Here is a 25,010-nt window from a genome sequence, read left to right as displayed (position 1 = left end):
GAAACAAAATGTCAGCTGAGTTATCTGAAACCTGTCTCGAAATCGCGTCCGCGGCGAAGGCGGCCTCCCGCCAACTCGCTACTCTCGATACCACGATCAAGAATCGCTGGCTCCTGGATTCGGCCGATGCACTCGTCGCCGCCACACCAACCATTCTCGCTGCCAATGAGCGAGATTTGGCTGCCGCGCCAGATTATGGGCTCACCGACGCCAGCATCGATCGCTTGCGGTTGGATGCTGGCCGTATCGAGGGAATTGCCACGGGTTTACGCGAAATTGCTGCCCTCAAGGACCCCATCGGGGAGATTCTCGACGGGTTTACACGTCCTGGCGGGATGCGGATTGAGAAGCGCCGGGTGCCGCTGGGAGTGGTATTCTTCATCTACGAGAGTCGTCCTAATGTGACCGCAGACGCCGCCGGCATCTGCGTTAAAAGCGGCAATGCAGTAATCTTGCGTGGTGGTAAAGAAGCCATGCACAGCAGCCGGGCAATCGTCGACGTACTCTCCGAAGTTGCTCGTAAAGTCGGTGTTCCCGAACACGCTGTACAGTTGGTCGCAACGACCGATCGTGCCGCTGTGGGGCACTTCCTGAAAATGGATAAACAAATCGACGTCACGATCCCGCGTGGCGGTGAGGGGTTGATTCGCCGGGTAGCCAGCGAAGCCACCATGCCCGTTATCAAGCACTACAACGGAAACTGCCACGTTTACGTCGATGCGAACGCTGACATCGACATGGCAGTCAGCGTCGTCGAGAACGCGAAATGTCATCGCTTGGGTGTTTGCAATGCGTGTGAATCCTTACTCGTTCATGAGAAAATCGCCGCCGAAGTATTGCCAAAAATTGCCGAGCGACTGACCTCGCGAGGTATCGAGATGCGGGTTGACGAGCGAGCGGCGAAGTACGTCTCAGACGGCGTTCCTGCCACGCCAGAGGATTTTGCGACGGAGTACCTAGGTCCGACGATCAGTATCGCGGTCGTCGATTCACTCGACGCCGCGACCGACCACATCGCGGAATATGGGTCCGGGCACACCGAGGCGATTATCACCAATGACATTGCCACGGCCGAGCAATTCACAAACCTAGTCGATAGCGCTGCGGTGATGGTCAATGCCAGCACGCGGTTCAATGACGGTGGGATGTTCGGTCTGGGCGCTGAAATTGGAATTTCCACCGATAAGTTTCACGCCCGTGGCCCATGCGGCTTGCGGGAACTGACCAGCTACAAGTACATCGTACGTGGGAACGGTCACATACGTAGCTGAGGTTTTTCATGTCCGCCGAATCGCTAAGCCCCAATCAAGTCGCGAATTTGCGTAAAGCCATGGAATCGGCCTTGGGTGGTGAGGATCCACAGGAACGCCACCAGCCATCTTCTGGAACTCGTTTAGCGAGCAGCGAACCGGGCCCCTCGGTAGAGGAGCCCGAGATCAGAGCGTATGACTTCAAACGCCCTGACCGCATCGGCAAGGATCATATGCACACGCTATGGTCGTTGCATGCGTCTCTCGCTCGCGATTTTAGCAACTCGTTCTCGCGTCTATTACGCGCCCCGCTCGACGTCAAACTGTCTAGCATGGACGCAGTGGCTTACGGTGATTTTGTATCGTCCCGACAAAAACCGAGTTGCCTGGGCGTGATCACGCCTGCGCCCCTGGACGGCAGCTGGATGCTCGACATTGCTCCGCCGCTGGCGTTCGCAATCATCGACCGCATGCTCGGTGGTGACCCAGTGCCCGGCGAGAACATCTGTCGGCCCCTGACGGAGGTGGAAACCCGCTTGATGTCGCGAGTCGTGACCTTGTTCTTGGATCAAATCATTTCTGCGTGGACGAATGTTGCCACGCTGCAACCTGAGCTAGAGTCCATTGAGAGCACACCGCATCGTGTCCCGATTGCGGGTGTGGACGACCCTGTGATTCAAGTTGGTTTTGAGGTTCACTGGGGCAAGAACTCGGGCCAGATGACGTTGTGTATCCCTGTCCAATCGGTTGAGAGGTGTCGCGAAAAACTATCAGAACGCGGCCGCGACGAGCAGGGAAACGCTCCATCCACCGTAGGGAATCGGAGTCAAATTGCCGGGAATATTGATGCTGCCAACGTCAATGTAGTCGTCACTCTCGCTCGGAGCCGAATCAAGACCAGCGATCTGCTCGGTCTCGCGGTTGGAGACATCATCACGACCGAGCAGGAGATTGCCCATCCGCTCGAAGTGGCGATCCAGGAAATCCCCAAATTCCAGGCGTCCGCAGGAGCCTACCATGGCAAGAAAGCGGTTCAGATTCGATCTGTGATTGAACCGAGGTAGTTGGATTTGCCTTGCAAGAGTGAATCCTGTCGGTTTTCGCGGCTCGATTTCTCGCAATTCGACTTGCGGAAAATTGCGGAAAATTCCTATAGCTGCGAGGAACCCTTGCCGACAGACTTGCAAACTCACAGCGTTGCATCCTCCTGTCGCCAGCAACTTGACGCCGTTCCTCTTGCTCCACGAACTTATCATGCGACGCAAATCAACCGCATTGGCCGACAGCGCACGAGTCTTTACTGGATCGCTCTGTTGGGCGGTGGCGCTGGCGTTCCCACTTTTGGCTTGTGGCCTGTGTAATTCTAACGGATTCGCCCAAGGCCCCCAGCTCCCGTCGACATCCGTCGCCCGAGCACCCTCGACGCAGCCGCAAGGATCTCCGCAAGGTGGATTCGTGTCGCGTGCTGATACACCGCCGAGTATGCAGGATGCGCCCCCCCCGAATCCTCCCTCAGGCGGATCATCGGGCCGGCTCAGCAACGGGGGCGAACTCCCCCGAGGCGCAGGCCAAGAACTTCGCGTCTACGATTTGCGTCCGTATACCGGCTACCTCACTACCGAAGACCGACCTCACCAGGCGGTGGTGGATTGGATCGTTCGTGAAACAGGCACCGATGTCTGGCACACCGAACCCTTCGGATTCATGACTGCTGACCGAGATGAATTGACGGTTTATCACACCAATGAAATGCACCAGGCGATCGCCGCGATCGTCGATCGTTTCGTTGCAGGCGACAAAGACCCGCAGGTCATGAATCTCAAAGTCATGACGGTCGGCAACCCAAATTGGCGGAGCCGTGCACACATGCTGATGCAGCACGTGAACGTCCAAACACCCGGCATCCAAGCATGGTTGCTGACCAAAGAAAATGCCGCCTTAGTGATGAACCTGTTGCGACAGCGTACGGATGTGCGACAGGTACAAGCGGTGGATATGGTCACGCACAACGGTCAGACGAAAAAGCTCGCCAGTACGCGGGGCCGCAACTACGTCATCAATGTCAAACCGTCACCAGCAGGTTGGCCTCCCTATGAACCGGAGACTGGCGAGATCCAAGAAGGGTACCAACTCGAACTCAGCCCACTGCTCAGCATCGATGGCCGCACGCTCGATTGCGTCATCAATGCCAATATCGATCAAGTTGACAAGCTCGTGCCCGTTGAACTCGACCTGCCACTGCCCAACCAACAGGTTCACCGAACCAAAATTGAAGTTCCTCAGTTGGTTAGCTGGCGTTTACACGAGCGTTTTCGCTGGCCATCGGATATGGTCCTGCTGCTGTCCTGCGGAGTCGTTGCGAGTCCCGATCGAGAACAAGCGGCGATACCGTTTCTCGACTTCGCCTCGATCACTGGTACCACTGCCGGCCGCGCTGACGCACTCATGTTCATCGAGTTCCGTGGTAAAGCATCTCACAACATAACGCAAACACCGATGGTTCCCCAAGTCAGCAGCCGTGTATCGGCACCCAATCGTGGCCGCTATTAAGAACCGGTCGCTCATCGCTTAAGGTCTCGGCATCGCCTCACGGCTTCGCCATCGTGCCAGCCTGATGCGTGGGGCCTACTGAATTCCTCCGCATCCCTTGCTCGAGCAACTAAATCAGTCCGCGACAGGGCGATCCTTCGATCCTGAACTGCTAGAACGCTCGACTACGAGCAGCGAGCATTTGGCTGCCGAGCTGGATGGCCAGGCTTCCGTAGACGAAATAAAGAAACATTCCAGCAAACGGAAGAATGGCGACGACGGCGGACGCGATCCCAATTCCGATTCGCCCCGCGGGTGTGGGCATGTTCATGGTGGCGACGACGAACACCGATAACAGGAAACAGTACATCACACCCGCCATCGCATAGGTCAGATTGAACCAGATTAGCCCGGCGGCGAGGCTTAGCAGCGCACACCCCATCAAGATCGCAATTAATGTTGAGGTCAGTCGCTCCTTGCCATTGAGGAGGTGGCGGCCGAAAGGATGTAGCCGCAGGGCGGTATTCATCAGCGGCGAAGCGATCCAAGTCGTCAGAGCAAAAATCACATATCCCATCACGATAACGCTCGTGTACGGCGCCAGGAATGGAACCGCATCGGCCAAACGATCAATATTTTGGATCAGCAGATAAAATCCGATCATCAACGCGAAGGCCACACGTTGATCCAAACGCCCCATCCACACGAAATAGCGATGCAGTGTGCGATAGAAAAAATTGCTCGAGTTGATCGCTTCGATCATCCCTCGCCGGGCAAACTCATCGGTGGGGTCCAAACGTAGTGCTTCACGAAACGCGAGTTGAGCCTCTTTGTACTCGCCCTGATTGAGGTGCGCGTAGGCGACCGCAGCGTGAGCGGTTGAATCATCGGGTTGACGACTCAGCTGCGCCTGAGCGGCCACGATAGCTTCCCCACCGCGGCCGAGTCGTTCCAACGCCAGACTGCGAATATTCGTGCAGGAACCGTGCTCGGGATCGACTTTCAAACCTTGCTCTGCGGTTTCGAGAGCTTCGGCGTAGTGCCGGCTTTGAAGCTGAGCTCCGGCGACAATCGCGTATGAGTCGGCATCATAGGGATCGAGAGCAATCGCCGTTTGTCCCGCTTCAATTGCTGCTGGGCAGTCACCCCGCTGCAGACGCGAGAATGCCAACGCATAGAATCCGAGCGAGTCATTGGGATCGCTGGCAATCGCCGATTCGGCATGCCGTGTGGATTCGATCAACTGCTCCCGGTGCTCCGGCGTTCGGGCAGCATCTCCTACACGCTCGTCCTGGGCGAGCGCCAGTGACAACAATGCATGTGCATAGGTGTGCTCCGGATTCTCCGCTAATACCTGACGCAGTTCCGATTGAGCGGCGCTGTAACGTCGTTGCTCTAGCAGCATCGAGGCGCGGCGCAATATCGTTTCACTTGGATCGTTGGACATCAGCGTTTTACTTTCATGTAGTCGAGCACCTCGTCGTAGACGCCACCCTCATTTGCATACAGAGCATGGTTTCTCGCGGTGGCAAACCACTCGTTGACCGAGGGGCGAATGGTTTTGGCTGCAGCGAGCAGATCCTTTGTCACGATCGGTTTGGGCATCCCCGTCGCAATCGCTTCGGTGAGCTTCTGTTCGACGCAGACATCGATGACGGATTTCAGATCCGCCCCTGAAAATCCCTCGGTCTTGGCCGCTACTTTAGCATGATCGACCGAGTCGGTCGGTTTGCCGCGCAGTTGAATCGCGAGCACCGCCTCCCGTCCTTTGGCATCAGGTGGAGGTACAAAAATCACACGGTCAAACCTCCCTGGACGCCGAAAGGCACTATCGAGATGCCAAGGAGTGTTGGTCGCCGCCAAAATCAACACCCCATCGTTATTGCTTTCGACACCATCGAGTTCGCTGAGGAACTGATTGATCATCTGCCGTCCACCACTGCGCCGCATATCGCTACGGCTCGCCCCGAGCGCGTCGACTTCGTCGAAGAACAGAACGCAGGGTTTACTGCGACGCGCCTTATCAAAGATCGCGTGCAGATTCTTTTCGCTGTTACCTACCCACATGTCCAAGACATCGTTGATGCCGACTGAAAGAAAGCCAGCGCCCACCTCCCCCGCTGTCGCGCGAGCGAGGTGCGTCTTGCCGCATCCGGGAGGACCATAGAGAAGAATTCCGCCACCTACCTTTTTACCGTAGGCCGCATACATCTCGGCGTGTTGCAGTGGATAAATGATCTTCAGTCGGATTTGTTCCTTGACCGCATCCATGCCACCGACGGATTCGAAACCGTCGGATAGGTCTGCTTCTAAATCCGGCAGTGAACCACTATCGTCCGCACGATCGTCCGGCCCCGGCAGGCCGACTGCGTCCGGGATCTTGTCACTGTTGGATTCGTCGAAATCTCGCAGCCCAAGGAGGCTTTCCAATTCTGAATCACGTGCAGATTCGTCGTTGGCAACGGCGTCTTGGTACGTCGCGACGGCGCCCCGGATATCACCGCGACGCTGCTGCAGTCGGCAATGTAACAACAATACTGCGGCGTTGTCTCGATCCGCCTTCAGCAAAGTCTCGACGATCGCTGATGCGTGAGAGTCTTTCCCGCGGCGGAAAAAGATCTGCGCCATCAACAGTTTGAAGTTGTGACGCTCTGGAAACCGAGCCGCAGCTGCCTTGGCCTGTTCTTCCGCTTCGCCATCACGTCCAACTCGCATCAGCAACTCGCAAAGTTGACGCACTAATTCGATATTCCCCGGTGCCGCCGCCGTGGCAGCGCTCAGGGCATCGATCGCAATTTGGTTGGGGTCCATCATCGCTAATCGTGATTGAGAAAAAAATATGCCAGCAACGCATGCCGAGATAGGATTGCCACCAATCTCACGGATTCGAAACCGCCCGTCAATGTGGAGCTCTACCTCGACACATTGTGTTTCCGCCGTTTGCCAATACCTCGCCAAACGCATAGGTCTCTCAGCCGGGTATTCGGATGGCAATTATCCGACATAGGTAGTCTAACGTCGAGCTAGGCGGCGCTCGACTCGGCGGTCGTCAACCGGCGGGATAGGCCCAATCTGGCCAGCGTCGCGCCGAGCGCTCGATTTGACACCTAGATTTCGATTAACGCGGGATGAAGATCGAGTTCCGAAAAGTCATCTTCAAGGGCGGGGGGCGTGGCGGTCTCGGAAAGCGTTGACAGATGAACTCGAAGGATTTCCAGCAGGGTTTGCTGCGCCGCATGAGATTGCAGGATAGCCGTGTGGGTCGCATCGACGAGCGTGGTCGATTCTGCGTTCGCCCGGTATGCGCTGCTGACGGGAACCACCGTGTCGGACCATCCCGATCGAGGCCACCAACATGATTTCCCGATGATTGAGTTGATCACACTCGACGGCGTTGATGGGGTAGCTGCGAGCGTTTCGAGAAGGTGACTGTTGGGTCGGAGCATTTCCACACTTGAGGGAAAAGAGTCAGAGTATTGACCAGAAAAAACGCCGGGATTATCTCGCACAATGATCTCGTAGTCATCTCGCTCCTGCCCCCAGATCCCCGCCAGCGTAGAACCGAGCCGCCCGATGCACCGTGACGCCCACTGCGACCCACGGTGCGGTGTGGCGATATAAACGACGCGACCGATATTTGGGCTGGCACGAAAGAAAAATGATTCGTGCAGCTGTTTGAGCAGTTTTGGTGAACCTTGCAATTGTTCAAACGGTACATTGGCAACCGCACGCCATAGTCGATCACCGCTATCGGTCACCTGCAGTTTCGACAGCAAGCCGCCCATGCTGTGACCGACAATCACAGCGCGGTGGGCGGGCGAATTACCGGCCTCAAGATGCAACGTTTCGGCTGATCGCGACGGACAATCGCATCCCTGAGCGCAGGCATACGCAGCAGCAAGCTGGCGCCGCAGCGAGGCCGCCGAATTCAAGACATTGTCACCCGTCGGGTAGCGGAACAACCATATTTGGTAGCGTTGGCGCAGTAGCGGATCGGCATGGACGGCCTCACCAATTTGTAGATAAACCGCTGGATCTGATAATAATCCATGCACCAAGAGCAGTGGGATCTTGTCCGGTGAATATGGCTCAAGGAAACGAAGGCGTGGCTGATCGATCCCATTGTCACCGCTGAGAAACGCTCTTAGTGGATTGTAGCGACTCGATTGACGCGCATAGTCCAGCGGCATCGCGGGACTCTGCGCGATGGCAGGCCCCTCATCGAGTCCGCCGTTGGTGCCAGGATCAATCACAAGTGGATTCACCAATGTCACCGATCCTACATCAATTACGTCAGGTCCCTCATCTCGCTCACAGGTTTCGTCGAGAAAGATCGCTACTGGAATGTCCATCAACGCTGTGGCAGCGAAGGGTGTTTGCGAGTCGATGAAGGATTCGCACTGGGAAGGTGCAAGGTCCTGGATCTCGCTTCCATCACAGGTCAGCCGCCCGGACTGAGTACGGGCTTTGAATGCCGACAACACGACCAGGGGCACGCCTCGCCCACAGACATTGCCCGGGGCTCCGGGAGGTGGTTCGAAAACGAGTAACTGTTGGAAATCGCTACTCTGCCACGCAAAGCCATGATGAATCACAGGGATGCGGACGGTCTGGTTGGCACCATTTATCTGGAGATGCGATGACGGGTCGAGTCGTCCATAAGCTTGCCCCTGCGAAAGAATTCGAATCATCGCGCTGTTGTGGATCTGTGCCGCGCGGTCAGCAAAACTTTCTCTGTGGCCAAGAACGTATAACTTGTATGTCGATTGATACGGGCATTGTTCCCCCTCCCGCATTGCTTCGGCTGTCCATGCGACCGCTCTGGCCCAGTAATCGACCGCTCGTTCGTCGCACTTTTCATGCAAACGCTCGGCGACAATATAGGCACTCTCTCCCATTAACAACGCCGACTTGGTCGACGACGTGAGTGCTGGTGACCGAACCAGTCCAGTCTCGCAGGTGCATACGGGATCGCAGTCTGGCGACTTAAACCACCAGTTACACGGTGAACCGGCCAATGCGGCAGGGACGACGTGCGCCGTTTGCAATGGTGTCGGTCCCATGCAGCAGCAACCGCTGACGCTGACCAATAGCACCACGTAGCAAAACGATTGTATGAAACGGCGCGAGAGCAAAATGGACCCAAGTGATGGAGAGTACGTTTTTGTTCGACCGTCCATGATCGGATGATGCGCCCGCAACTCTGAACTGATAAGAAAGCCCGAGGCAATTCCTCAACTCAGCTCGCAGTGGCGGCATACCACTGATGTCATCGGCAGACATCACGGGTGAGATTGATCATTAACGAAGAGAATCTGGTCGCAACGATTGTGCTGCCTGCGCAGCGAGTTGGACCGTACAGAGGAGTGTTCATCCGAGGCGCCGGCGGGTGCGGCCGCGTTCTTAGGTAAACCTCACCCATCAGGCCCACCGCTGGAAAACCACTGGCAGAACCCGATGGGCCTATGAACGTGCGACAGTGGCGAAGGCAATCACCTGGATCGCTCGTCGCCGCAAACGAATTCGCGCCTAGACAGCGTCGTTTTCACGCCTGAACTTGGTAGCTTCCCTGCGCAGCGAACTAGAATTGGTGGTAGGTTGCCCCTCCACCCTCCGCATTTCCTTCTCAAAGAGCATCCAGCATGATTCTGTCTTGGTTTTTTCTCGGTCTAGCGGCATACGCTGCCGTTCGAATATTGCCTGGGTGCCTGTACACCGTGGCACCCAATCAGCGCGCGGTGAAGACTCGCTTTGGAGCCGCCGAACTACTACCCATGGTTGCTGAGTCCCCCGATATCGCTCCGCCCTTAGATCCATCGCTCAGTGAGGACGAGCGCCGTCGATACACCTACCCCCAAGTACGCGTGATTGGGCCAGGGGGACCGTACTTCAAGTTGCCTTGGGAGACGGTCCATCGAGTTGACGTGGCTACCCAAGCCGTTGATCTCGCCTGGGACCCGTCCAAGCGTCAAGAAACAATCGAAGCGGTCACGAAAGACAACCTCACCACCGGCGTCAATGGGCAGATTCGCTATCGAGTCAGTGAGAGCAATCTTTATCCATTTCTGTTCGGCGTGAAGAGTCCACTCGAACATGTGATGGGATTTTTTGTGTCCGTCATGCGGGAACGGATCGCGAACTTTGTAGACCCGAAGGGCGCGAGTCTCCTTAGCACGGAAATTGAGGACGAGGCTCCCGAAGGTGCCTCACGCAGCAGTTCGGTGGACCTTTCTGACGGCGTGTCGATCAATGATTTACGCAAAAACCTGCCGCTGCTAAACCAGTACATGGAAGAGCAGTGTCGATCGACAACAGGTCGGTACGGTATTGAGCTCGATGCGGCTTTGATTACCGAGATCGATCCACCACAGGAAGTTGACCGCGCCCTCTCAGCCATCAATAGCACGCGAAATCAAGTGGCAGCAGACATCAGTACGGCTCGGGCTGACGCCGAACAGCAGATTACCATGAGCGCCCGCGCTGTCGAAATCGCGACCAACAATGCCCACGCGGAAGTCGCCCCGTTGCAAGAACTCGCTGGCACACTCACATCGATCAAGCAGGAGGGTGGCTCGGAATGCCTACAGGCATATCTGCGGAATTCGCGTGTGCCGCTGCATGGTCTCGCCTCCCGCGTCGTGTTGAGTAAACCGCAGCGTGCGTAGCCGCCGCAACTCAATTCACTCGACCCAACCATTGCCTTCCATCAAGATTTTATCATGCACATTGCTTTGTTCGTTTTTGGATTCGTTACCATCCCGCTGTTACTCACCCTCGCCCGCGCGTTCGGTATTTACACCTGTGTTCAGGAGTGTGAAGCACAGGTCTTCACTCTATTTGGCAAGGTCATTGGAACCCTCACCCGTCCTGGACTGCATTTCCCGATTTCAATCTTTGGACCTCGCGCGATGTTGATCCCGTTCTTTGGGAAACGCTATGTCGTCAGCACCGCGCTGCGACAACACTACCTGCGAAGTCAGATGGTTAACTCAGAGGAGGGGACACCGATGGGTGTCGGCATCTGGTACGAGATGCAAGTGGCCGATCCCGTCTCCTATCTGTTCACCAACGCGAATCCTGATGGTTCGCTGCAGGCCAACGTGACCAGCTCAACGATCTCGACGCTGAGCAATCTCGAAATGGAAACGATGCTTGAGAATCGGCACAGTCTTAGTCGCACAGTACGCCAGGCCGTTTCGCCATTGTCCGAAAAGTGGGGCTATCGCCTCGGTTCGGTCTACATTCGCAAAGTCGAGTTCACAGACATGCAGATGGTGCACAACATCACCGAGAAAGTGGTCAAGCGATTGGTACAGGTCACCAGCGCCATGAAACAGGACGGAGAAAACCGCGTCGGTCTGATCAAAAGCGAGACGGCGTTCAAGGTCAGTCAGAAAATGGCCGAGGCTGCTGCTGCTCGACCCGAAATCGTCGGCAAGCAGCTTAATGAGATCGCCAAACATGATCCGGAGGTGCTCGATACCGTCCTCGAAGTCATGGAGATCAACCAACTGATTGAGTCGGGAGCATCGGTCGATGTGATCCCGAACTCGGGGAACGTATTGCTGCAACTGGGCGACAGCAAATGAGAGCAGGGGCGTTCTCCAAAAGTACTCACCCAAGGCCGACTCACGCCAGCACCCCCTGGCTCGCTCGCTTAGAAATCCACTCTCTGAACGGTCTCAGTCGCTTGCCAGGCGTGGGCTTCTGGGTCTCACAGTAGACTCAAATTGATCCAATACTGATTGGCTGTTGATAAGCACGAAGTAGTATCGAAAGACTGGCGATTCTATAGGAAATGATTATTTTTGCGGACGGAAAGATGTATCTTCCAGGCGGAATTGCACGAAGAATACGCTCGGCGTCATGTGTGCTTGTGGTGTGCGTGCTCGTTGGCACTCAAAACGCCGGACTGCGCGCAACCGACCTGTGCCAGAGGCGTAGTAAGTACAGCCGTTTGTCGCGCTCGCCTACGGCAGGCAGTTCATTCCGGCAGAATCTACGACAACGCGTCGGGGCAGATTCAATTTTAGGCTTGGATTGATCTCAAGCTAAAAGCTGGTAACGCAACCAGTATCGAAGCTGGATCGCCTTAGACGGATCGGTCTTCGGGTAGATACAACATGGCGTTGCAGTTCGGGCAATAAGTAAGCTGGGACAGCATGACTTGGTTGGCGACCTGGGTCGTCAGCGTCTGATAGCAACCGCCGCACGATTCGTTTTCGATCGGAGCGAGCGCCTCCTCGCCACGCGCTTCGAGCAGCCGTTTGTAGTCAGCCTTCACCGCAGCGGGAATCAACGTTTCGGCCTCTTCGAGCTGCACTTCCACGCGATCAAGATCAATAGCAACGCGTTTCTGGCGATCTTCAATTTCAGCTCGCCGTTTGGCGGCGTCGGCTTCAACCTCCGCTAACTTCTCTTTCGTGCGGGCGAGCTGAGCTTCGAGTGTATCGATGCGTTCGAGGATCTCAAAGATTTCATCGTTCTGCACGCTGTTGGCTTGCTCGTCGGCGGCGATCTGCTCTTTGAGCAATGCAAATTCTTTATTGGTAGCTGCTTCGTTGAGTCGTCGTTGGAGTTGGCTGACATGTGCCTCGCGGGTTTGCAGCTGCAAGTGTTTTTCATCCGACACCATGCGTGCTTTCTTTAACACGGCGATTTCAGCGTCGACGGCTTGGGTCGCAACGTCGATCGAAGCCTGGACCGCCTTGAGCTGCAGGGGACCGCGTCGGGCTTGGCTCTCCAAGTCGGCGCGTTGTTGATGGATGCGGTGCAGACGGCGGAGTAAAGGGGTACTGATCTCGGTAGATTTCGGACTGGCCATATAACTTCATTGAGTATGATTAAAAATGTCTTGTGAGCGGCGAGTGGGGCGTCGGGCTCAGTCAGCTTTCTCGGGTACCTTTTCGAGAATATCGAGCAACACCGTATCCGGCTCGATCCCCTCGGCTTGGGCCTCGAAATTGAGCAGCACGCGGTGCCGCATGGCGGGCAAGAAAACACGCCGCAGGTCCTCGAAGGACACATTAAACCTGCCGTCGAGCAACGCTCGCACCTTCGCGGTCAACGCCAGGGTCTGGGCACCCCGAGGGCTGCTACCCCACCGCACGTATTCATTGGTGATCGGCACGCTGTGGGCCCCTTGCGGGTGCGTCGCCATCGTCAAACGCACGAGGTAGTCTTGGACATGAGGTGCCAAAATGACATCTCGCACGAGTTTCTGCCATCGGATGATCTCGTCACCGTCCATGATTTTCTCGATCGCCGGTTGCTCGCCTCGCGTCGTGCGGTCGACAATCGTCCCGAGCTCCTCACGCGATGAATAGCCCACCACGAGTTTGAACAGAAAGCGATCCATTTGTGCCTCTGGCAGTGGATAGGTCCCTTCCTGCTCGATCGGATTTTGCGTGGCCAAAACGAAGAATGGCTGAGAAAGCTCGAAACGTGTGCCCGCAGCGGTGACCGTGCCTTCTTGCATCGTCTCGAGCATCGCGGATTGGGTCTTGGGTGTGGCTCGGTTGATCTCGTCGGCGAGTAGGATTTGCGTGAACACCGGCCCCCGTTGAAACTCAAATTTCCGTCGACCACTCTCCTCTTCCACGATCATGTTCGTGCCCAGAATATCTGCGGGCATCAGGTCGGGAGTGAACTGGATACGGCTGAACTGCAAATCGAGTACTTCCGATAGCGTCCGCACCAACATCGTTTTGCCGAGTCCCGGGACACCTTCCAGCAGACAATGACCACGGCACAGCATCGCGGTCAGGACACCGTCGACGATTTCGGTATGCCCGACAATCACCCGACCGATCATCTCTCGTACGGCGGCATAGCGAGCTCGAAATTGCTCCGCATCGGCCTGCATCGTTTCAACGGTCGACATGGATAAACGCCTGGGGAGAAGAGAGCCGAATTTGAAAAGAGCGTGTGGTCGAGACGATTTTAACACACATCAATAGTGTGGGGGCTTCTCGTCGCTCGGTGAACCGGGGTCGCGGAGGTTGGCTTTGAGATCCTTGATCTGGTCAACCATCCGCTGCATCAAACGTTCGCGCGACTGAGCGGATACCGAGAGGTGCGTCACGACCTCGTTGAGTTGCTCGCAGGTCCGTTGCATGTGCGCCAGCTGAATCTCAAGATCGGTGAGGCGTTGTTCGATCGAATCAGGCATGAATGGCGGTGGCAGTGGGACGTGAGAGAGTCAAGTTACGGTTTTGCGGGCGCGAACCCGCGTTTTCGCAGCAGCGCGTCGGTGTCGACATCGCGACCGCGAAATTCGCGATATGTTTCCGCGGGGTCGATCGTGTCGCCAACGCTCAGAACGTGGTCGTTTAGTTTTTGTGCGACGGTGGCGTCGAAATATTTCCCATCGGCTTGCTCAAACATCTCCGCAGCGTCAGCTGTCAACGCGTCGCTCCACAAATAGCTGTAGTACCCCGCCGAGTAGGCATCGCTACTGAACAGGTGACTGAAGTGAGGCAACCGGTGACGCATCGGCAACTCATCAGGCATGCCAATTGCGGCCAGCTCATCGGCTTCGAATTCACTGATGTCGATATTCGCTGCATTCATTTCGTGCAGCTTCATATCGAGAATTGCACAAGCGAGATACTCCGTCGTATCAAACCCGCTATTGAACTTCGACGACCGCTCGATTTTCTCAAGCAGTTCCGCGGGCATCGGCTCGCCGGTTTCGTAGTGCGTCGCAAACTTGCTGAGCACCTCCGGCGTCGACAACCAGTGCTCAAGAATCTGCGAGGGGAATTCAACGAAGTCACGAGCCACATTGGTCCCGGACTGGGATGGATATCGCACATCGCTAGAGAGACCATGCAGTGCATGGCCGAACTCATGAAACAACGTCGTCGCATCGTCCCACGAGATCAGGATCGGCCCTTCACCGGAGACTGGGATGAAGTTGCTATTATTGGAAACGATCGGTGTCTTCACAGGAATATTTGTATCCGACTCAGCCAGCCCCGTGCCCGACTGTTCACGATAGTCGGTCATCCAGGCACCGCTGCGTTTGCCTTCGCGGGCGAACGGATCGAGATAGAACAAACCAACATGTTCACCATCGCGAGTGACCTCGTAGACCGTCACATCGGGATGGAAAGTAGGCAGACCGGAGACGCGTTCGAAATGCAAGCCGAACAATCGCTCGGCGCAGTACATCATCGCTTCACGCATCTTGTCGAGCTGCAGGTACGGGCGGACTTCTGCCATGTCGAGGTCGTATTTTTCTTTACGGACTTTCTCGGCGTAGAAGCGATAATCCCATGGCGCGATCGCGAAGGGTTGCGTGCCGTTGGCGGCGACCTCGGCATCGACGATGCGCTGCATATCGGCGACCTCGTTAGCCACCCGCGCGATCGCGGGCTCCCAAACCTGCATCATCAATTCCATCGCCGCCTCAGGCTTGGCGGCCATCGTCGACTCCATGCGCCAATGAGCATGGGAGGGATAACCGAGCAGTTGGGCGCGCTGGCTACGGAGATGCAAAATCTCGCGGATGATGTTTTTATTATCGAATTCGCCGCCGTTATCGCAGCGGTAGTAGTAGTGACGCCAAACCTGTTCACGCAGCGCCCGGTTTTCGGCATAGGTCAAAAACGGATCCATCGAGGAACGCGTGTTGGTGACCGCGTACGCCGCTTGGCCGCCCTTTTCTTTCGCAGCGTCAGCCATCGCCGCGATCGTCGAATCAGACAGCCCTGCGAGGTCTGCGGGTGAGTCGATCCAGGTCACATGCCGTTTTTCTTCTTCGAGCACATTCTGGTTGAAATCGGTGAACAGCCGTGCCAAACGAGCGTTGATCTGAGACAGCTTCGACTTGTCAGCATCAGACAACTTTGCACCACTGCGAATGAAACCTTTGTAGGTCTCGTCGAGCAACCGCCGAGCATCTGGCTGCAGCTCAACGGTCTTGTTATCGAACACATCTTGGTGCACCGCCTCGATCCGCGCGAACAGCTCTTTGTTCTGCGTGATGTTGTCCGAGTGAGCAGCGAGCTTAGGGGTCACCTCTCGCTCAAGGTCGGGGATTGGACCGACGTTGAGGTTCGATGCATGAACATCGAATAGGGTTTCGAGCCGATCGAGTGACTCGCCAGCGGTCTCGAGTGCCAAGAGCGTATTTGCAAAAGTCGCGGGCTCAGGATTATTGGCGATCGCGTCGATGTCGCGTTGAGCCTGCTCGATCGCGACGTCAAACGCTGCTGAGAATTCGTCGACGCGAACGGAGCGGAAAGGCGGCACGCCACCGTACGGTCCCGTCCACGAATCGAGCATTGTTGAGGCGTGTGCGGTGTTCTTGTGATTCGAGATGTCAGTCACAGTCTGCTCAATGGGGGCCGGTGGATCGGAATCGGCCCGCGTCGCAGGCGGACCAGCCAGACAAGGGTGGTAGTTCAAAGCCAGCAGCACAGTGGTCACACTGAGCACGCGAACGATATCGAATTTCATTTCACAAATCCGCGAGTCGTTAAGAGTTCGATCACCGCATCGGCACAGGCGCCCACGGATGATTCAGAGGGATCGACGACGAGATCAGGTGACGTGGGTGTTTCGTAGTCAGCAGTCACCCCTGGGAAGTTGAGCAACTCGCCGGCATCAGCCTTGGCGTACTGCCCCTTCGTATCCTGTTTGCGGCAGACGGCGAGGGGCGTGGCCACATGCACGACCAGATAGCGGGCGTCGCCAATCAGCTTGCCAACCTTCTGACGAACGTCTTCGGCAGGGGCCACCATCGCTGCCATGCAGATCAAGCCCGCATCGTTGAGCGCGTGAGCCAGGTGACCACCACGACGCAGGTTCTCGCTGCGGTCTTCGGCAGTGAAGCCGAGATCGAGACTGAGTCCCCGGCGCATCTGCTCCCCGTCGATAACGGCGACAGCGCGGCCGCGATCGAAGAGCTTCCGCTCGACCGTTTTCGCGATCGAGGTCTTGCCACTGCCGGTCAGGCCTGTCAGTAGCACGGTGACGGGTTTCTGCCCAAAGCGGGCGGCTCGCTCTTCGGTCGATACTGTGGAGACTTCACCCTCGGTATCCGTTGCCGCCTCAATGTCGTCGTCCCACACCGACCGAGTTTTGCCGGTTGCTCCGCGATCGAGAATCATTCCCGCAGCGACCGTGGCATTCGTGATCCGGTCGACCAGAATAAACGCTCCGGTCGATCGATTGCGGCGGTAGGGGTCAAACTGAACGGGGGCCGATAACTCGATCGCCACGCGGCCAATCTCGTTCAGTTCGAGCGTGGGTGCAGGCGTTCGGTGCAGCGTGTTGACATCTACTTGGTATTTCAGCGTCTGCACATTGCCCGGCAGAGTACGGGTGGTGTGTTTGACAAGGTACGTCTTGCCCGGCACCATGGCTTCTTCACCCATCCAGACCAGCATCGCTTCGACATTTGAATCACTGCGAGGCACGTTGCCGCTGCGCACAATCATGTCTCCACGACTGGCATCGATCTCATCTTCAAACGTCAGTGTGATCGACATGGGCGCGAAGGCTTCCTCGATGTCTCCGTCATAAGTAACGATCTGCTTAATCTTGGACTTCTGCCGACTCGGCAGCACCATGATCTCATCGCCAGCACGAATGATGCCCGACGAGATCGTGCCACAAAAACCTCGGAAATTCAGGTTCGGACGGTTCACGTATTGCACCGGCAAACGGAAGTCTTGCAGGTTTCGATCCGAACCGATGTTAACGGTCTCGAGGAAGTTCATCAGTGTCGAACCGTTGTACCACGGCGACGCGGGACTGCGATCAACGACATTATCTCCATTGAGAGCACTGATCGGAATGAAATTCAAATCGGGCAGGTCCAGCCGCGCCGCAAAGGACCGGTATTCCGCACAAATTTCTTCAAAGCGTTCTTCGCTAAAGTCGACGAGGTCCATCTTGTTGATTGCCACGACGACGTGTCGAATCCCCAACAACGAGACAATGAACGAGTGCCTGCGCGTCTGGGTCAGCACGCCATGACGGGCGTCGATGAGGATGATGGCGAGATCCGCGGTGCTCGCTCCCGTCGCCATATTGCGGGTGTACTGCTCGTGCCCGGGCGTGTCCGCGATAATGAACTTACGCTTGGCGGTGCTAAAATATCGATAGGCCACGTCGATCGTGATGCCCTGCTCGCGTTCTTCCTTCAGCCCGTCCATGAACAACGCCGGATCAAATCCGCCTGCGACAGAGCCCTGACGCACCGAATCACTTTGGACTTTAGCGAGTTCGTCTTCGTAAACCAGCTTGGAATCGTAGAGCAGACGCCCGATCAGCGTGCTCTTGCCATCATCGACGCTACCACAGGTAATGAAACGCAGCAGCTGCTTCTGCTCATGCTGTTTCAGATAGGCGTCGATGTCAGTCGCGATGAGATCAGATTGATGTGACATTTTTGGTAGCTACTAGCTGTTCGCTTCTAGCTGCTAGCTAAAAACAAGTTGGTGATGGATGGTTCTGAGCTACGAGCGGATTGCTAATAGCGACACTCCGTTAGCCACTCGCAAATAGCGGTTCGTGACTAGCGATGGGCTCAATTCTGTACGAAAAACGATTCAGCGGCGAGTAAACACATGGTCCGCACTTGGCTGTCAGCTCGACGCTGATAGCTGGCAACGGCGGCGCCGCTCAAAAATAGCCGCGTTCTTTTTTCTTCTGCATGCCAACGCCGCCTTCGTCTTGGTCAATCACACGGCCCTGACGCTCACTCGTGCGGGTTAGCAACATTTCTTGGATGACTTCAGGGAGCGTCGTCGCTTCGCTTTCCACGGCGCCCGAGAGCGGGTAGCAGCCGAGCGTGCGAAAGCGGACCATTTTGGTTTCTTCGACTTCGCCAGGAAGCAGCGGCATCCGCTCGTCATCTCGCATCAACAACACGCCATCGCGACGAACGACCCGGCGAGGTGCCGACAGATACAGCGGGACGATCGGAATGTTTTCCAAATGGATGTACTGCCACACATCCAGCTCGGTCCAGTTGCTCATCGGGAAGACGCGGATCGACTCCCCTTTATTGACCCGTCCGTTGTACAGATTCCACAGCTCAGGGCGTTGGTTTTTCGGATCCCAGCGGTGCGATTTATCCCGGAAACTGAAGACGCGCTCCTTCGCCCGACTTTTCTCCTCGTCGCGGCGGGCACCACCGAAGGCTGCATCGAACTGATACTTATCGAGGGCGGCTTTGAGCGCGTCGGTTTTCATCAATTCCGTGTGCCGCTCGCTATCTTCCCAGGGATGGATATTGAGTTTGAGCGCTTCCGAATTGATATGCACGAGCACATCCAGACCGAGTTCGCCGCGAACGTAATTTTCGCGATGCTCGATCATGTCCTTGAACTTATAGGTCGTGTCGACATGCAATAGCGGGAAGGGCAGCTTGCCTGGGTGGAACGCCTTGAGGGCTAACCGCAACAGCACGGCAGAGTCCTTACCGATCGAGTACAGCATCACCGGCTTGTCGAATTCCGCCACGACTTCGCGGAAAATCTGGATGCTCTCGGCCTCGAGCTGTCTCAAGTGAGTGAGGCTGTAATCTGACATGGGAACCGTTGAGCGAATGCGTTGAAGGAAATTGGTAGTTTTTTTCGTCTGGCGGGATGGCCAAGTATAGTGGTCTGGAGATATTTCAACAGGCCCGCCAAATCGTGACCGTCCGGTCTCACGGAGGCCCCATGAAAACAGAGGCCCTATTCAAACCGCCCCTTGCGTGACAACTGCAAAACCACGCCCTGCCCGGGTCCAGCGTCGTCCGCCCCCTCATCGCCCTCGGGCGTTTCGTCATCACCCCCATCCAAAGCGGGAGGTCCGAGCGGATAACTGGCCAGCACCCGCAGGTCGACATCTTTGAGAGCACCGTGATGCCGAGCCTCTCCGCGTTCCTCTACCCAACGAGGCCCTTTGACGAGCAACAGTCGGTCGAAACTGCTCCAGTGCGGCTCCACCCAGCGGCAAAATTTTAGCAAACTGCCCACCGCTCGACTGACAATGGTCGTAAAGCGAAAATCCTCTAAGAGCTGCTCTCCGCGGGCAGCGTAGACTGGCACGGCCAGATTCAGCTCCGTCACCATCTCGTCAAGCACTTTGGCGCGTTTGCCCACCGATTCAGCGAGAGACACTTCCACATCAGGCCGGAGAATTGCCAGTGGAATCCCCGGGACGCCGTTGCCGCTGCCCAGATCCAAAACCACTTCATCGGGCTGAATCAAATGAGCGAGCTGCAAACAGTCCCGCAGATCACGGCCAACAAACAGATCCCATGTGGTGTGGCGAGTGAGATTCAGCTGTTCGTTATATCGCCACATCAACTCGGCGTATTGCCGCAGCGACTCCGCCAACGGCGCGTCGAATTCCATACCATGTCGCTGCAGAGCGGCCTCGAAGCTGTCTTCGGAGTCCAGGTTTTCAGTATTTTCGTTCATGCTCGCAGGTGATACCAAGCCGCCGGGCAAGCGAAAAGGGCGCGTTGGCGTGGATTGTTGGATTCGCCGATGGTGCGACGCGTAGCGGCTCGAGCGGCGACCCAAGATTAGCCCCTCCCGCTCACTGGGCCAGGCAAAGGAAATCGACGGACGTGCGGCCAGACAACCGTCCGCAATGCCCACCAGCACAGTAAACATGAGAAAATTCTCGCGCCATCAGCTTGCCGAAAGCGATGAGCATCGAATCTGCTCGAATCTACACAAATAGGTAGCGACAGTTTCAATTCTTGCCGATTTTTGGAATTCGCGGCAAAACGACTCGCAGCCCCGCGAATAAACATCGGCTGCTGCCGGGCAACCAACCTGGCGCAACGATTTTTAAAACAATTTTACTCGCGAATTCGCACCGCTATCGAATCTGCATCAACTCGCTCCATGCACGTTCCAATACGAACCCAATTGCGCCCTATGCGGTCCCTAGACCCGCCGCGTGAGCGTGGCGGAAAAGATTTTTTGTTTCTTGAGGCTTTTTTTGCATCAATTCCGTCTTGTTCCGAATCTGCGGATCGGTACACTCTGCCCTTCCTGGTCGGCAACAGCGGCCAACGTAGCTCAGTTGGCAGAGCAGCTGATTTGTAATCAGCCGGTCGTGGGTTCGAATCCCTCCGTTGGCTCTTTGATTTCGTCGCACGTTGCCGAACCGAGAAACGCAGGATACTTGAGATTTTTTTCGCAAAAGTTGTCGCGGCTTTCTGACGGGCGATTTATTTCGCTTGCTACCGCTTAAACAGATTGAAAGACATCGGTATGATGCACATCGACCAGCGACATTGCCGCTGGCCGAAACCAAACAACGAATGAACGACTGAAGTGATTTTTGGGGGTTTGCCCGAGTGGTTAAAGGGGGCGGACTGTAAATCCGCTGGCTATGCCTACACAGGTTCGAATCCTGTAGCCCCCATTGAAGAAAAGCTACTAGCGATTCGCTACTAGCCACGAGCGAGATGCAGCGGCCCATGCCGAGGTCGACAGCAGCGAGTGGTGGGAAGCGAGGCCTAGTAGCCTGTTGTGCGGGTGTAGCTCAATGGTAGAGCAGCAGCCTTCCAAGCTGAATACGAGGGTTCGATTCCCTTCACCCGCTTTTGAGAGAGAAAGCTTATAGCAGTTAGCTATTGGTCGCTGGTTTTCTTGTCGACCGCGTCACTCGCGGCGGCCGAAGTCCAGTCGCTAATGGCTTAAGGCTGGCAGCTTCCTGCTGCTGTAGCTCAGGGGTAGAGCGCCTCCTTGGTAAGGATGAGGTCATGGGTTCAAATCCCATCAGCAGCTTTCGGGGCGTCCGGAGGGTCGGCTTTATTACGTGCAAAGAAGCACGTGGCTGACCCAACCAGATACGGGACGTCCAAACATTTCCGTTTCGTTTCGACTTTTCAAAGTCGAATGCGATCGGCACGGCCGAGTCGTCAGCGGTCCACCGTGGGTGTGAACACGGTCGCGAGCGGCGAGGGCTTTCGCAGAGCGTATCTCAGTGAAAGTAGTGGTGCAGATTGCAATTGTAGGTGAAATTAGCATGGCTAAGGATAAATTTAACCGGACCAAGCCCCACGTGAACGTCGGGACAATTGGCCACATTGACCACGGTAAAACGACCACGACGGGTGCCATCCTGGCCGTTCAAGCGGCCAAGGGTCTGGCCAAGGCGAAAGGTTATTCCGATATCGCCAAGGGCGGTACGGTTCGCGATGCGACGAAGACCGTGACCATCGCCGTGGCTCACGTTGAGTACGAGACGGAAAACCGGCACTACGCCCACATCGATTGCCCCGGCCACGCTGACTTCGTCAAGAACATGATCACCGGTGCCGCCCAGATGGACGGTGCGATTCTGGTGGTGTCGGCTGCCGACGGCCCCATGCCACAAACCAAAGAACACGTGCTGTTGGCCCGTCAGGTCGGCGTGCCTTACATCGTTGTGTACCTGAACAAGTGTGACCTCGTCGACGACGAAGAACTGCTTGAGTTGGTTGAACTCGAAGTTCGTGAACTACTCAGCAAGTACGACTTCCCCGGCGACGACGTTCCTGTCGTCAAGGGCAGTTCATTGCCTGCTTACAACAACCCAGCAGACCCCGAAGCGTCGAAGTGCATCACCGAATTGATGGATGCCCTCGATGAATACATTCCTGAGCCAGTTCGCGAAGACGACAAGCCGTTCCTGATGGCAATCGAAGACGTCTTCTCGATCGAAGGTCGCGGAACCGTTGCTACCGGTCGTATCGAGCGTGGCGTCGTCAAGGTTGGCGAAGAAGTCGAAATCGTCGGCCTCGCTGAAACCCCTGTCAAAACAACCTGCACCGGCGTCGAGATGTTCCGCAAGGAAATGACTGAAGGCCGTTCAGGCGACAACGTCGGTTGCCTGCTCCGTGGTGTCAAACGCGAAGACATCCAACGCGGCCAAGTGTTGGCTAAGCCAAAAAGCATCAACCCGCACACCAAGTTCGAAGCTGAAGTGTATTGCCTCAGCAAAGATGAAGGCGGCCGTCACACGCCATTCTTCAGCGGCTACCGTCCTCAGTTTTACTTCCGCACGACCGACGTCACCGGCACCGCCAACCTTGTCGGCGCCGACATGTGCATGCCTGGCGACAACGTCAAGGTTGAAGTCGAATTGCACAAGCCAATCGCGATGGATGACGGCGTTCGATTCGCTATCCGCGAAGGCGGACGTACCGTTGGTTCGGGCGTTGTGACGAAAATCCTCAGCTAGTTGCTGGCTTCAACCCGCCTTGGTATTTAGCTGAGGAGGGATTGTCGCTACAATCACATTGCTGGGCCTTGGATGGTGAACCATTCGCCATCCAAGGCCTCGCTAATTCAGGGGCGTAGCTCAATTGGCAGAGCACTGGTTTCCAAAACCAGCGGTTGTGAGTTCGACTCTCGCCGCCCCTGCTTTTTAACGTAAACAATTCCTGCCGAAATCATTGGCTGTGAAGGACCTAAGGGAATGTCAAAAGAGATCACTCAATCAGGCACAGCCATGACTCCATTGGCGAGTGAACTGTTCCACGGGAACGTGTACAAGCCAAATCAGGGGCGATTGGTTCGCCAATTGACTGCCCTTGCAGTATTTGTGATTGTCGCACTGGGCTGCTGGCGTCTGTATGGGTTTCTCCCCACCGTCATGAGCAACGTGGTGGTCGCACGCTCGATCGCTGGGGTCCTCCTGGCGGCTGGTTTATGGTTTGGATTTCGCGTCGTCAATTGGCCTCGGTTTGCGGACTTTTTGATCGCTGTCGAAGCCGAAATGAACAAGGTCACCTGGCCCAGCAAGGACGAATTGAAGCGGGCTGCGGTCGTGGTCATCTTCACCATTTTTTTCCTCGCCATTACGCTGTTCGCCTTCGATGTCATCTGGCAATTTGTCTTTAACAAGCTCGGGGTTACTTCGTGAGCGATAACGAAATTTCGGAAGAGGAGCTCGTCGAACACGAAGAATCCAGCGGTGCCGGCGAGCCAGCAGCAGAATCGGCCAGCCCGTCGCCAGCATTACCTCCCGCGGCCCCGGTGGACCCCAATGCTCCACCCCGTCCCGAGGTGACCGACGAGTCACCGATGGATTGGTATATCCTGAAAGTCGCCTTCAATCGCGAAGATTCCATCGCAGACGCACTTCGCAAGAAGGTCAAGATGGAAGGCATGGAGGAGTTCTTTGGCGAGATTGTTGTCCCCAGTGAGGACGTCGCCACCTTCACGCGTGATGGCAAGCGACGCATCAGCAAACGCAAGCTGTTGCCCGGCTATATCATGGTCTACATGTCGATCAATGATGACACCTGGTTCCTCGTCCGTGAGACCGGCGGGATCAGCGATTTCACCGGGTCGGCGGGCAAACCCCAGCCGATGGAGCCCGAGGACGTCGAACGTTTCGTCAACCGCCCCTTGGTCGACGATGAGGACGACGCCCCGATTAAGACAGCGATCCCATTCAAGGTTGGAGATCGGATTCGTGTCAAGGAAGGCAACTTTGAGAACCAGGAAGGTGAAGTTGATGTGGTCGACGAAGCCAATGGACGCGTGACCGTGATTATCAATATTTTCGGCCGTAGTGTCCCGATGGAACTCGATCACTGGCAAGTCGAACCGCTCTAACGAGCAACTAGCTGCTAGCGGCTTGCTCCCAGCGACGCCCGACAGCAAAAATTTACTGTATTCCAAGTTTCCTGACCCTTGATTGCGTACGCTTTGCAGCGAAAGCTGCAGCACTCCAGCGAAGCGCTAATCGCAAACAGCTAATAGCTACACTCATGGCAAAACAAGTCACTGGCCAAGCCAAATTCCAAGTTCCTGGCGGACAAGCCACTCCTGCGCCTCCCGTCGGCACCTCGTTGGGTAAGTACGGCGTTAACTTGGGCCAATTCGTCCAACAATTCAACGATCGTACCAAAGAATACAACGGCACCCCGATTCCTGTCGTCGTCACAGTTTACAACGACCGTAGCTTTGACTTTATCACCAAGAGCCCCCCAGCAGCATCGATGCTCAAAGCTGCCGCAGGTATCGCCAAAGGTAGTGGCGTGCCGAACAAGGACAAAGTCGGAAAAGTAACGGCAGCACAGTGCGAAGAAATCGCACAGAAAAAGATGGACGACCTCAACGCACGCAGCGTCGAGCAAGCCGCCATGATGATCCAGGGTACCGCCCGCAGCATGGGCATCGTCGTCGAAGGCTAGTAGCCGACCGAAAAATTCTCCCCCGGCAACGTGCACTATCGATGCCGGAGGAATACCGATGCGTGGCAATCCCGGAC

Annotated in this window: 19 protein-coding genes and 5 tRNA genes; 14 read left to right on the top strand and 10 right to left on the bottom strand. The window is 56.1% G+C overall.

Annotated features, from left to right (window positions below):
• Window positions 1–8: 8 nt before the first annotated feature.
• The 3 genes from Poly21_RS13650 (at window position 9) to Poly21_RS13640 (ending at window position 3,800) form a co-directional block, all read left to right on the top strand.
• Window positions 9–1,271, top strand: coding sequence for a glutamate-5-semialdehyde dehydrogenase (locus Poly21_RS13650; protein ID WP_146407541.1), 1,263 nt, complete (start codon window positions 9–11; stop codon window positions 1,269–1,271).
• A gap of 8 nt (window positions 1,272–1,279) precedes the next feature.
• The gene (gene fliM / locus Poly21_RS13645; RefSeq protein WP_146407540.1) at window positions 1,280–2,314 is read left to right on the top strand and encodes a flagellar motor switch protein FliM; all 1,035 of its coding nucleotides are present in this window, start codon (window positions 1,280–1,282) and stop codon (window positions 2,312–2,314) included.
• A 190-nt stretch (window positions 2,315–2,504) separates the two neighbouring features.
• Entirely contained in the window at window positions 2,505–3,800 is a 1,296-nt protein-coding gene (locus Poly21_RS13640) for a hypothetical protein (RefSeq protein WP_146407539.1), read from the top strand.
• Between the two features lie 151 nt (window positions 3,801–3,951).
• Here Poly21_RS13640 and Poly21_RS13635 read toward each other — a convergent pair whose 3' ends face one another.
• From Poly21_RS13635 to Poly21_RS13625, 3 genes are all read right to left on the bottom strand, one after another.
• On the bottom strand, window positions 3,952–5,226 hold the full coding sequence (locus tag Poly21_RS13635) for a tetratricopeptide repeat protein (protein ID WP_146407538.1): 1,275 nt from the start codon (window positions 5,224–5,226) through the stop codon (window positions 3,952–3,954).
• Complete coding sequence (locus tag Poly21_RS13630) at window positions 5,226–6,593, bottom strand: AAA family ATPase (protein ID WP_302118865.1); 1,368 nt, start codon at window positions 6,591–6,593, stop codon at window positions 5,226–5,228. Before Poly21_RS13630 ends, Poly21_RS13635 begins: the two co-directional genes overlap by 1 nt.
• A 293-nt stretch (window positions 6,594–6,886) precedes the next feature.
• On the bottom strand, window positions 6,887–8,470 hold the full coding sequence (locus tag Poly21_RS13625; protein WP_302118864.1) for an esterase/lipase family protein: 1,584 nt from the start codon (window positions 8,468–8,470) through the stop codon (window positions 6,887–6,889).
• Between the two features lie 951 nt (window positions 8,471–9,421).
• Between Poly21_RS13625 and Poly21_RS13620 the strand changes: the two genes are divergently transcribed.
• Window positions 9,422–10,444, top strand: a complete 1,023-nt coding sequence (locus Poly21_RS13620) for an SPFH domain-containing protein (protein ID WP_146407536.1) — start codon at window positions 9,422–9,424, stop codon at window positions 10,442–10,444.
• 54 nt (window positions 10,445–10,498) lie between these two features.
• Window positions 10,499–11,368: an SPFH domain-containing protein gene (locus Poly21_RS13615; protein WP_146407535.1), complete on the top strand. Its 870-nt coding sequence runs from the start codon at window positions 10,499–10,501 to the stop codon at window positions 11,366–11,368.
• A 503-nt stretch (window positions 11,369–11,871) separates the two neighbouring features.
• Here the strand turns inward: Poly21_RS13615 and Poly21_RS13610 are convergent.
• From Poly21_RS13610 to rsmG, 7 genes are all read right to left on the bottom strand, one after another.
• Window positions 11,872–12,603: a zinc ribbon domain-containing protein gene (locus Poly21_RS13610; protein WP_146407534.1), complete on the bottom strand. Its 732-nt coding sequence runs from the start codon at window positions 12,601–12,603 to the stop codon at window positions 11,872–11,874.
• Between the two features lie 57 nt (window positions 12,604–12,660).
• Window positions 12,661–13,662 carry an AAA family ATPase gene (locus tag Poly21_RS13605; RefSeq protein WP_146407533.1) on the bottom strand — a complete coding sequence of 334 codons (1,002 nt, stop codon included), beginning with the start codon at window positions 13,660–13,662 and terminating at the stop codon, window positions 12,661–12,663.
• A 69-nt stretch (window positions 13,663–13,731) separates the two neighbouring features.
• The gene (locus Poly21_RS13600) at window positions 13,732–13,950 is read right to left on the bottom strand and encodes a SlyX family protein (protein ID WP_146407532.1); all 219 of its coding nucleotides are present in this window, start codon (window positions 13,948–13,950) and stop codon (window positions 13,732–13,734) included.
• Between the two features lie 35 nt (window positions 13,951–13,985).
• Window positions 13,986–16,070, bottom strand: coding sequence for a M3 family metallopeptidase (locus Poly21_RS13595; RefSeq protein ID WP_146408677.1), 2,085 nt, complete (start codon window positions 16,068–16,070; stop codon window positions 13,986–13,988).
• A 170-nt stretch (window positions 16,071–16,240) separates the two neighbouring features.
• On the bottom strand, window positions 16,241–18,181 hold the full coding sequence (cysN, locus tag Poly21_RS13590) for a sulfate adenylyltransferase subunit CysN (RefSeq protein WP_146407531.1): 1,941 nt from the start codon (window positions 18,179–18,181) through the stop codon (window positions 16,241–16,243).
• Between the two features lie 235 nt (window positions 18,182–18,416).
• Entirely contained in the window at window positions 18,417–19,328 is a 912-nt protein-coding gene (gene cysD / locus Poly21_RS13585; protein ID WP_146407530.1) for a sulfate adenylyltransferase subunit CysD, read from the bottom strand.
• 146 nt (window positions 19,329–19,474) lie between these two features.
• Window positions 19,475–20,404: a 16S rRNA (guanine(527)-N(7))-methyltransferase RsmG gene (gene rsmG, locus Poly21_RS13580; protein ID WP_302118863.1), complete on the bottom strand. Its 930-nt coding sequence runs from the start codon at window positions 20,402–20,404 to the stop codon at window positions 19,475–19,477.
• A 403-nt stretch (window positions 20,405–20,807) separates the two neighbouring features.
• Between rsmG and Poly21_RS13575 the strand changes: the two genes are divergently transcribed.
• The 9 genes from Poly21_RS13575 to rplK all read left to right on the top strand — a co-directional run bounded on the left by Poly21_RS13575 (window position 20,808) and on the right by rplK (window position 24,933).
• A tRNA-Thr gene (locus Poly21_RS13575) sits at window positions 20,808–20,880 on the top strand.
• Window positions 20,881–21,085: 205 nt separating this feature from the next.
• Window positions 21,086–21,167 (top strand) — tRNA-Tyr (locus Poly21_RS13570).
• 109 nt (window positions 21,168–21,276) lie between these two features.
• A tRNA-Gly gene (locus tag Poly21_RS13565) sits at window positions 21,277–21,347 on the top strand.
• A 113-nt stretch (window positions 21,348–21,460) separates the two neighbouring features.
• Window positions 21,461–21,532: transfer RNA gene (locus Poly21_RS13560), tRNA-Thr, on the top strand.
• Between the two features lie 241 nt (window positions 21,533–21,773).
• Window positions 21,774–22,970 carry an elongation factor Tu gene (gene tuf, locus Poly21_RS13555; protein WP_146407529.1) on the top strand — a complete coding sequence of 399 codons (1,197 nt, stop codon included), beginning with the start codon at window positions 21,774–21,776 and terminating at the stop codon, window positions 22,968–22,970.
• Between the two features lie 109 nt (window positions 22,971–23,079).
• A tRNA-Trp gene (locus Poly21_RS13550) sits at window positions 23,080–23,152 on the top strand.
• Window positions 23,153–23,207: 55 nt separating this feature from the next.
• Complete coding sequence (gene secE / locus Poly21_RS13545) at window positions 23,208–23,654, top strand: preprotein translocase subunit SecE (protein WP_146407528.1); 447 nt, start codon at window positions 23,208–23,210, stop codon at window positions 23,652–23,654.
• A complete protein-coding gene (gene nusG, locus Poly21_RS13540; protein ID WP_146407527.1) occupies window positions 23,651–24,352 on the top strand; it encodes a transcription termination/antitermination protein NusG in 702 nt (233 codons plus the stop codon). Before secE ends, nusG begins: the two co-directional genes overlap by 4 nt.
• A gap of 155 nt (window positions 24,353–24,507) precedes the next feature.
• The gene (gene rplK, locus Poly21_RS13535) at window positions 24,508–24,933 is read left to right on the top strand and encodes a 50S ribosomal protein L11 (RefSeq protein ID WP_146407526.1); all 426 of its coding nucleotides are present in this window, start codon (window positions 24,508–24,510) and stop codon (window positions 24,931–24,933) included.
• Window positions 24,934–25,010: the final 77 nt, after the last annotated feature.

Origin of the sequence: Allorhodopirellula heiligendammensis, assembly GCF_007860105.1 — a bacterium.
Taxonomy (GTDB): domain Bacteria; phylum Planctomycetota; class Planctomycetia; order Pirellulales; family Pirellulaceae; genus Rhodopirellula; species Rhodopirellula heiligendammensis.
This window is presented reverse-complemented; position numbering and strand designations above follow the sequence as displayed.

Excerpts from the sequence above, each read along its gene's own strand:
- Poly21_RS13650 (WP_146407541.1), top strand. The coding sequence starts at position 9 with ATGTCAGCTGAGTTATCTGAAACCTGTCTCGAAATCGCGTCCGCGGCG.
- fliM (WP_146407540.1), top strand. The coding sequence starts at position 1,280 with ATGTCCGCCGAATCGCTAAGCCCCAATCAAGTCGCGAATTTGCGTAAA.
- Poly21_RS13640 (WP_146407539.1), top strand. The coding sequence starts at position 2,505 with ATGCGACGCAAATCAACCGCATTGGCCGACAGCGCACGAGTCTTTACT.
- Poly21_RS13635 (WP_146407538.1), bottom strand. The coding sequence starts at position 5,226 with ATGTCCAACGATCCAAGTGAAACGATATTGCGCCGCGCCTCGATGCTG.
- Poly21_RS13630 (WP_302118865.1), bottom strand. The coding sequence starts at position 6,593 with ATGATGGACCCCAACCAAATTGCGATCGATGCCCTGAGCGCTGCCACG.
- Poly21_RS13625 (WP_302118864.1), bottom strand. The coding sequence starts at position 8,470 with ATGATTCGAATTCTTTCGCAGGGGCAAGCTTATGGACGACTCGACCCG.
- Poly21_RS13620 (WP_146407536.1), top strand. The coding sequence starts at position 9,422 with ATGATTCTGTCTTGGTTTTTTCTCGGTCTAGCGGCATACGCTGCCGTT.
- Poly21_RS13615 (WP_146407535.1), top strand. The coding sequence starts at position 10,499 with ATGCACATTGCTTTGTTCGTTTTTGGATTCGTTACCATCCCGCTGTTA.
- Poly21_RS13610 (WP_146407534.1), bottom strand. The coding sequence starts at position 12,603 with ATGGCCAGTCCGAAATCTACCGAGATCAGTACCCCTTTACTCCGCCGT.
- Poly21_RS13605 (WP_146407533.1), bottom strand. The coding sequence starts at position 13,662 with ATGTCGACCGTTGAAACGATGCAGGCCGATGCGGAGCAATTTCGAGCT.
- Poly21_RS13600 (WP_146407532.1), bottom strand. The coding sequence starts at position 13,950 with ATGCCTGATTCGATCGAACAACGCCTCACCGATCTTGAGATTCAGCTG.
- Poly21_RS13595 (WP_146408677.1), bottom strand. The coding sequence starts at position 16,070 with ATGCTCGATTCGTGGACGGGACCGTACGGTGGCGTGCCGCCTTTCCGC.
- cysN (WP_146407531.1), bottom strand. The coding sequence starts at position 18,181 with ATGTCACATCAATCTGATCTCATCGCGACTGACATCGACGCCTATCTG.
- cysD (WP_146407530.1), bottom strand. The coding sequence starts at position 19,328 with ATGTCAGATTACAGCCTCACTCACTTGAGACAGCTCGAGGCCGAGAGC.
- rsmG (WP_302118863.1), bottom strand. The coding sequence starts at position 20,404 with ATGTTTACTGTGCTGGTGGGCATTGCGGACGGTTGTCTGGCCGCACGT.
- tuf (WP_146407529.1), top strand. The coding sequence starts at position 21,774 with ATGGCTAAGGATAAATTTAACCGGACCAAGCCCCACGTGAACGTCGGG.
- secE (WP_146407528.1), top strand. The coding sequence starts at position 23,208 with ATGTCAAAAGAGATCACTCAATCAGGCACAGCCATGACTCCATTGGCG.
- rplK (WP_146407526.1), top strand. The coding sequence starts at position 24,508 with ATGGCAAAACAAGTCACTGGCCAAGCCAAATTCCAAGTTCCTGGCGGA.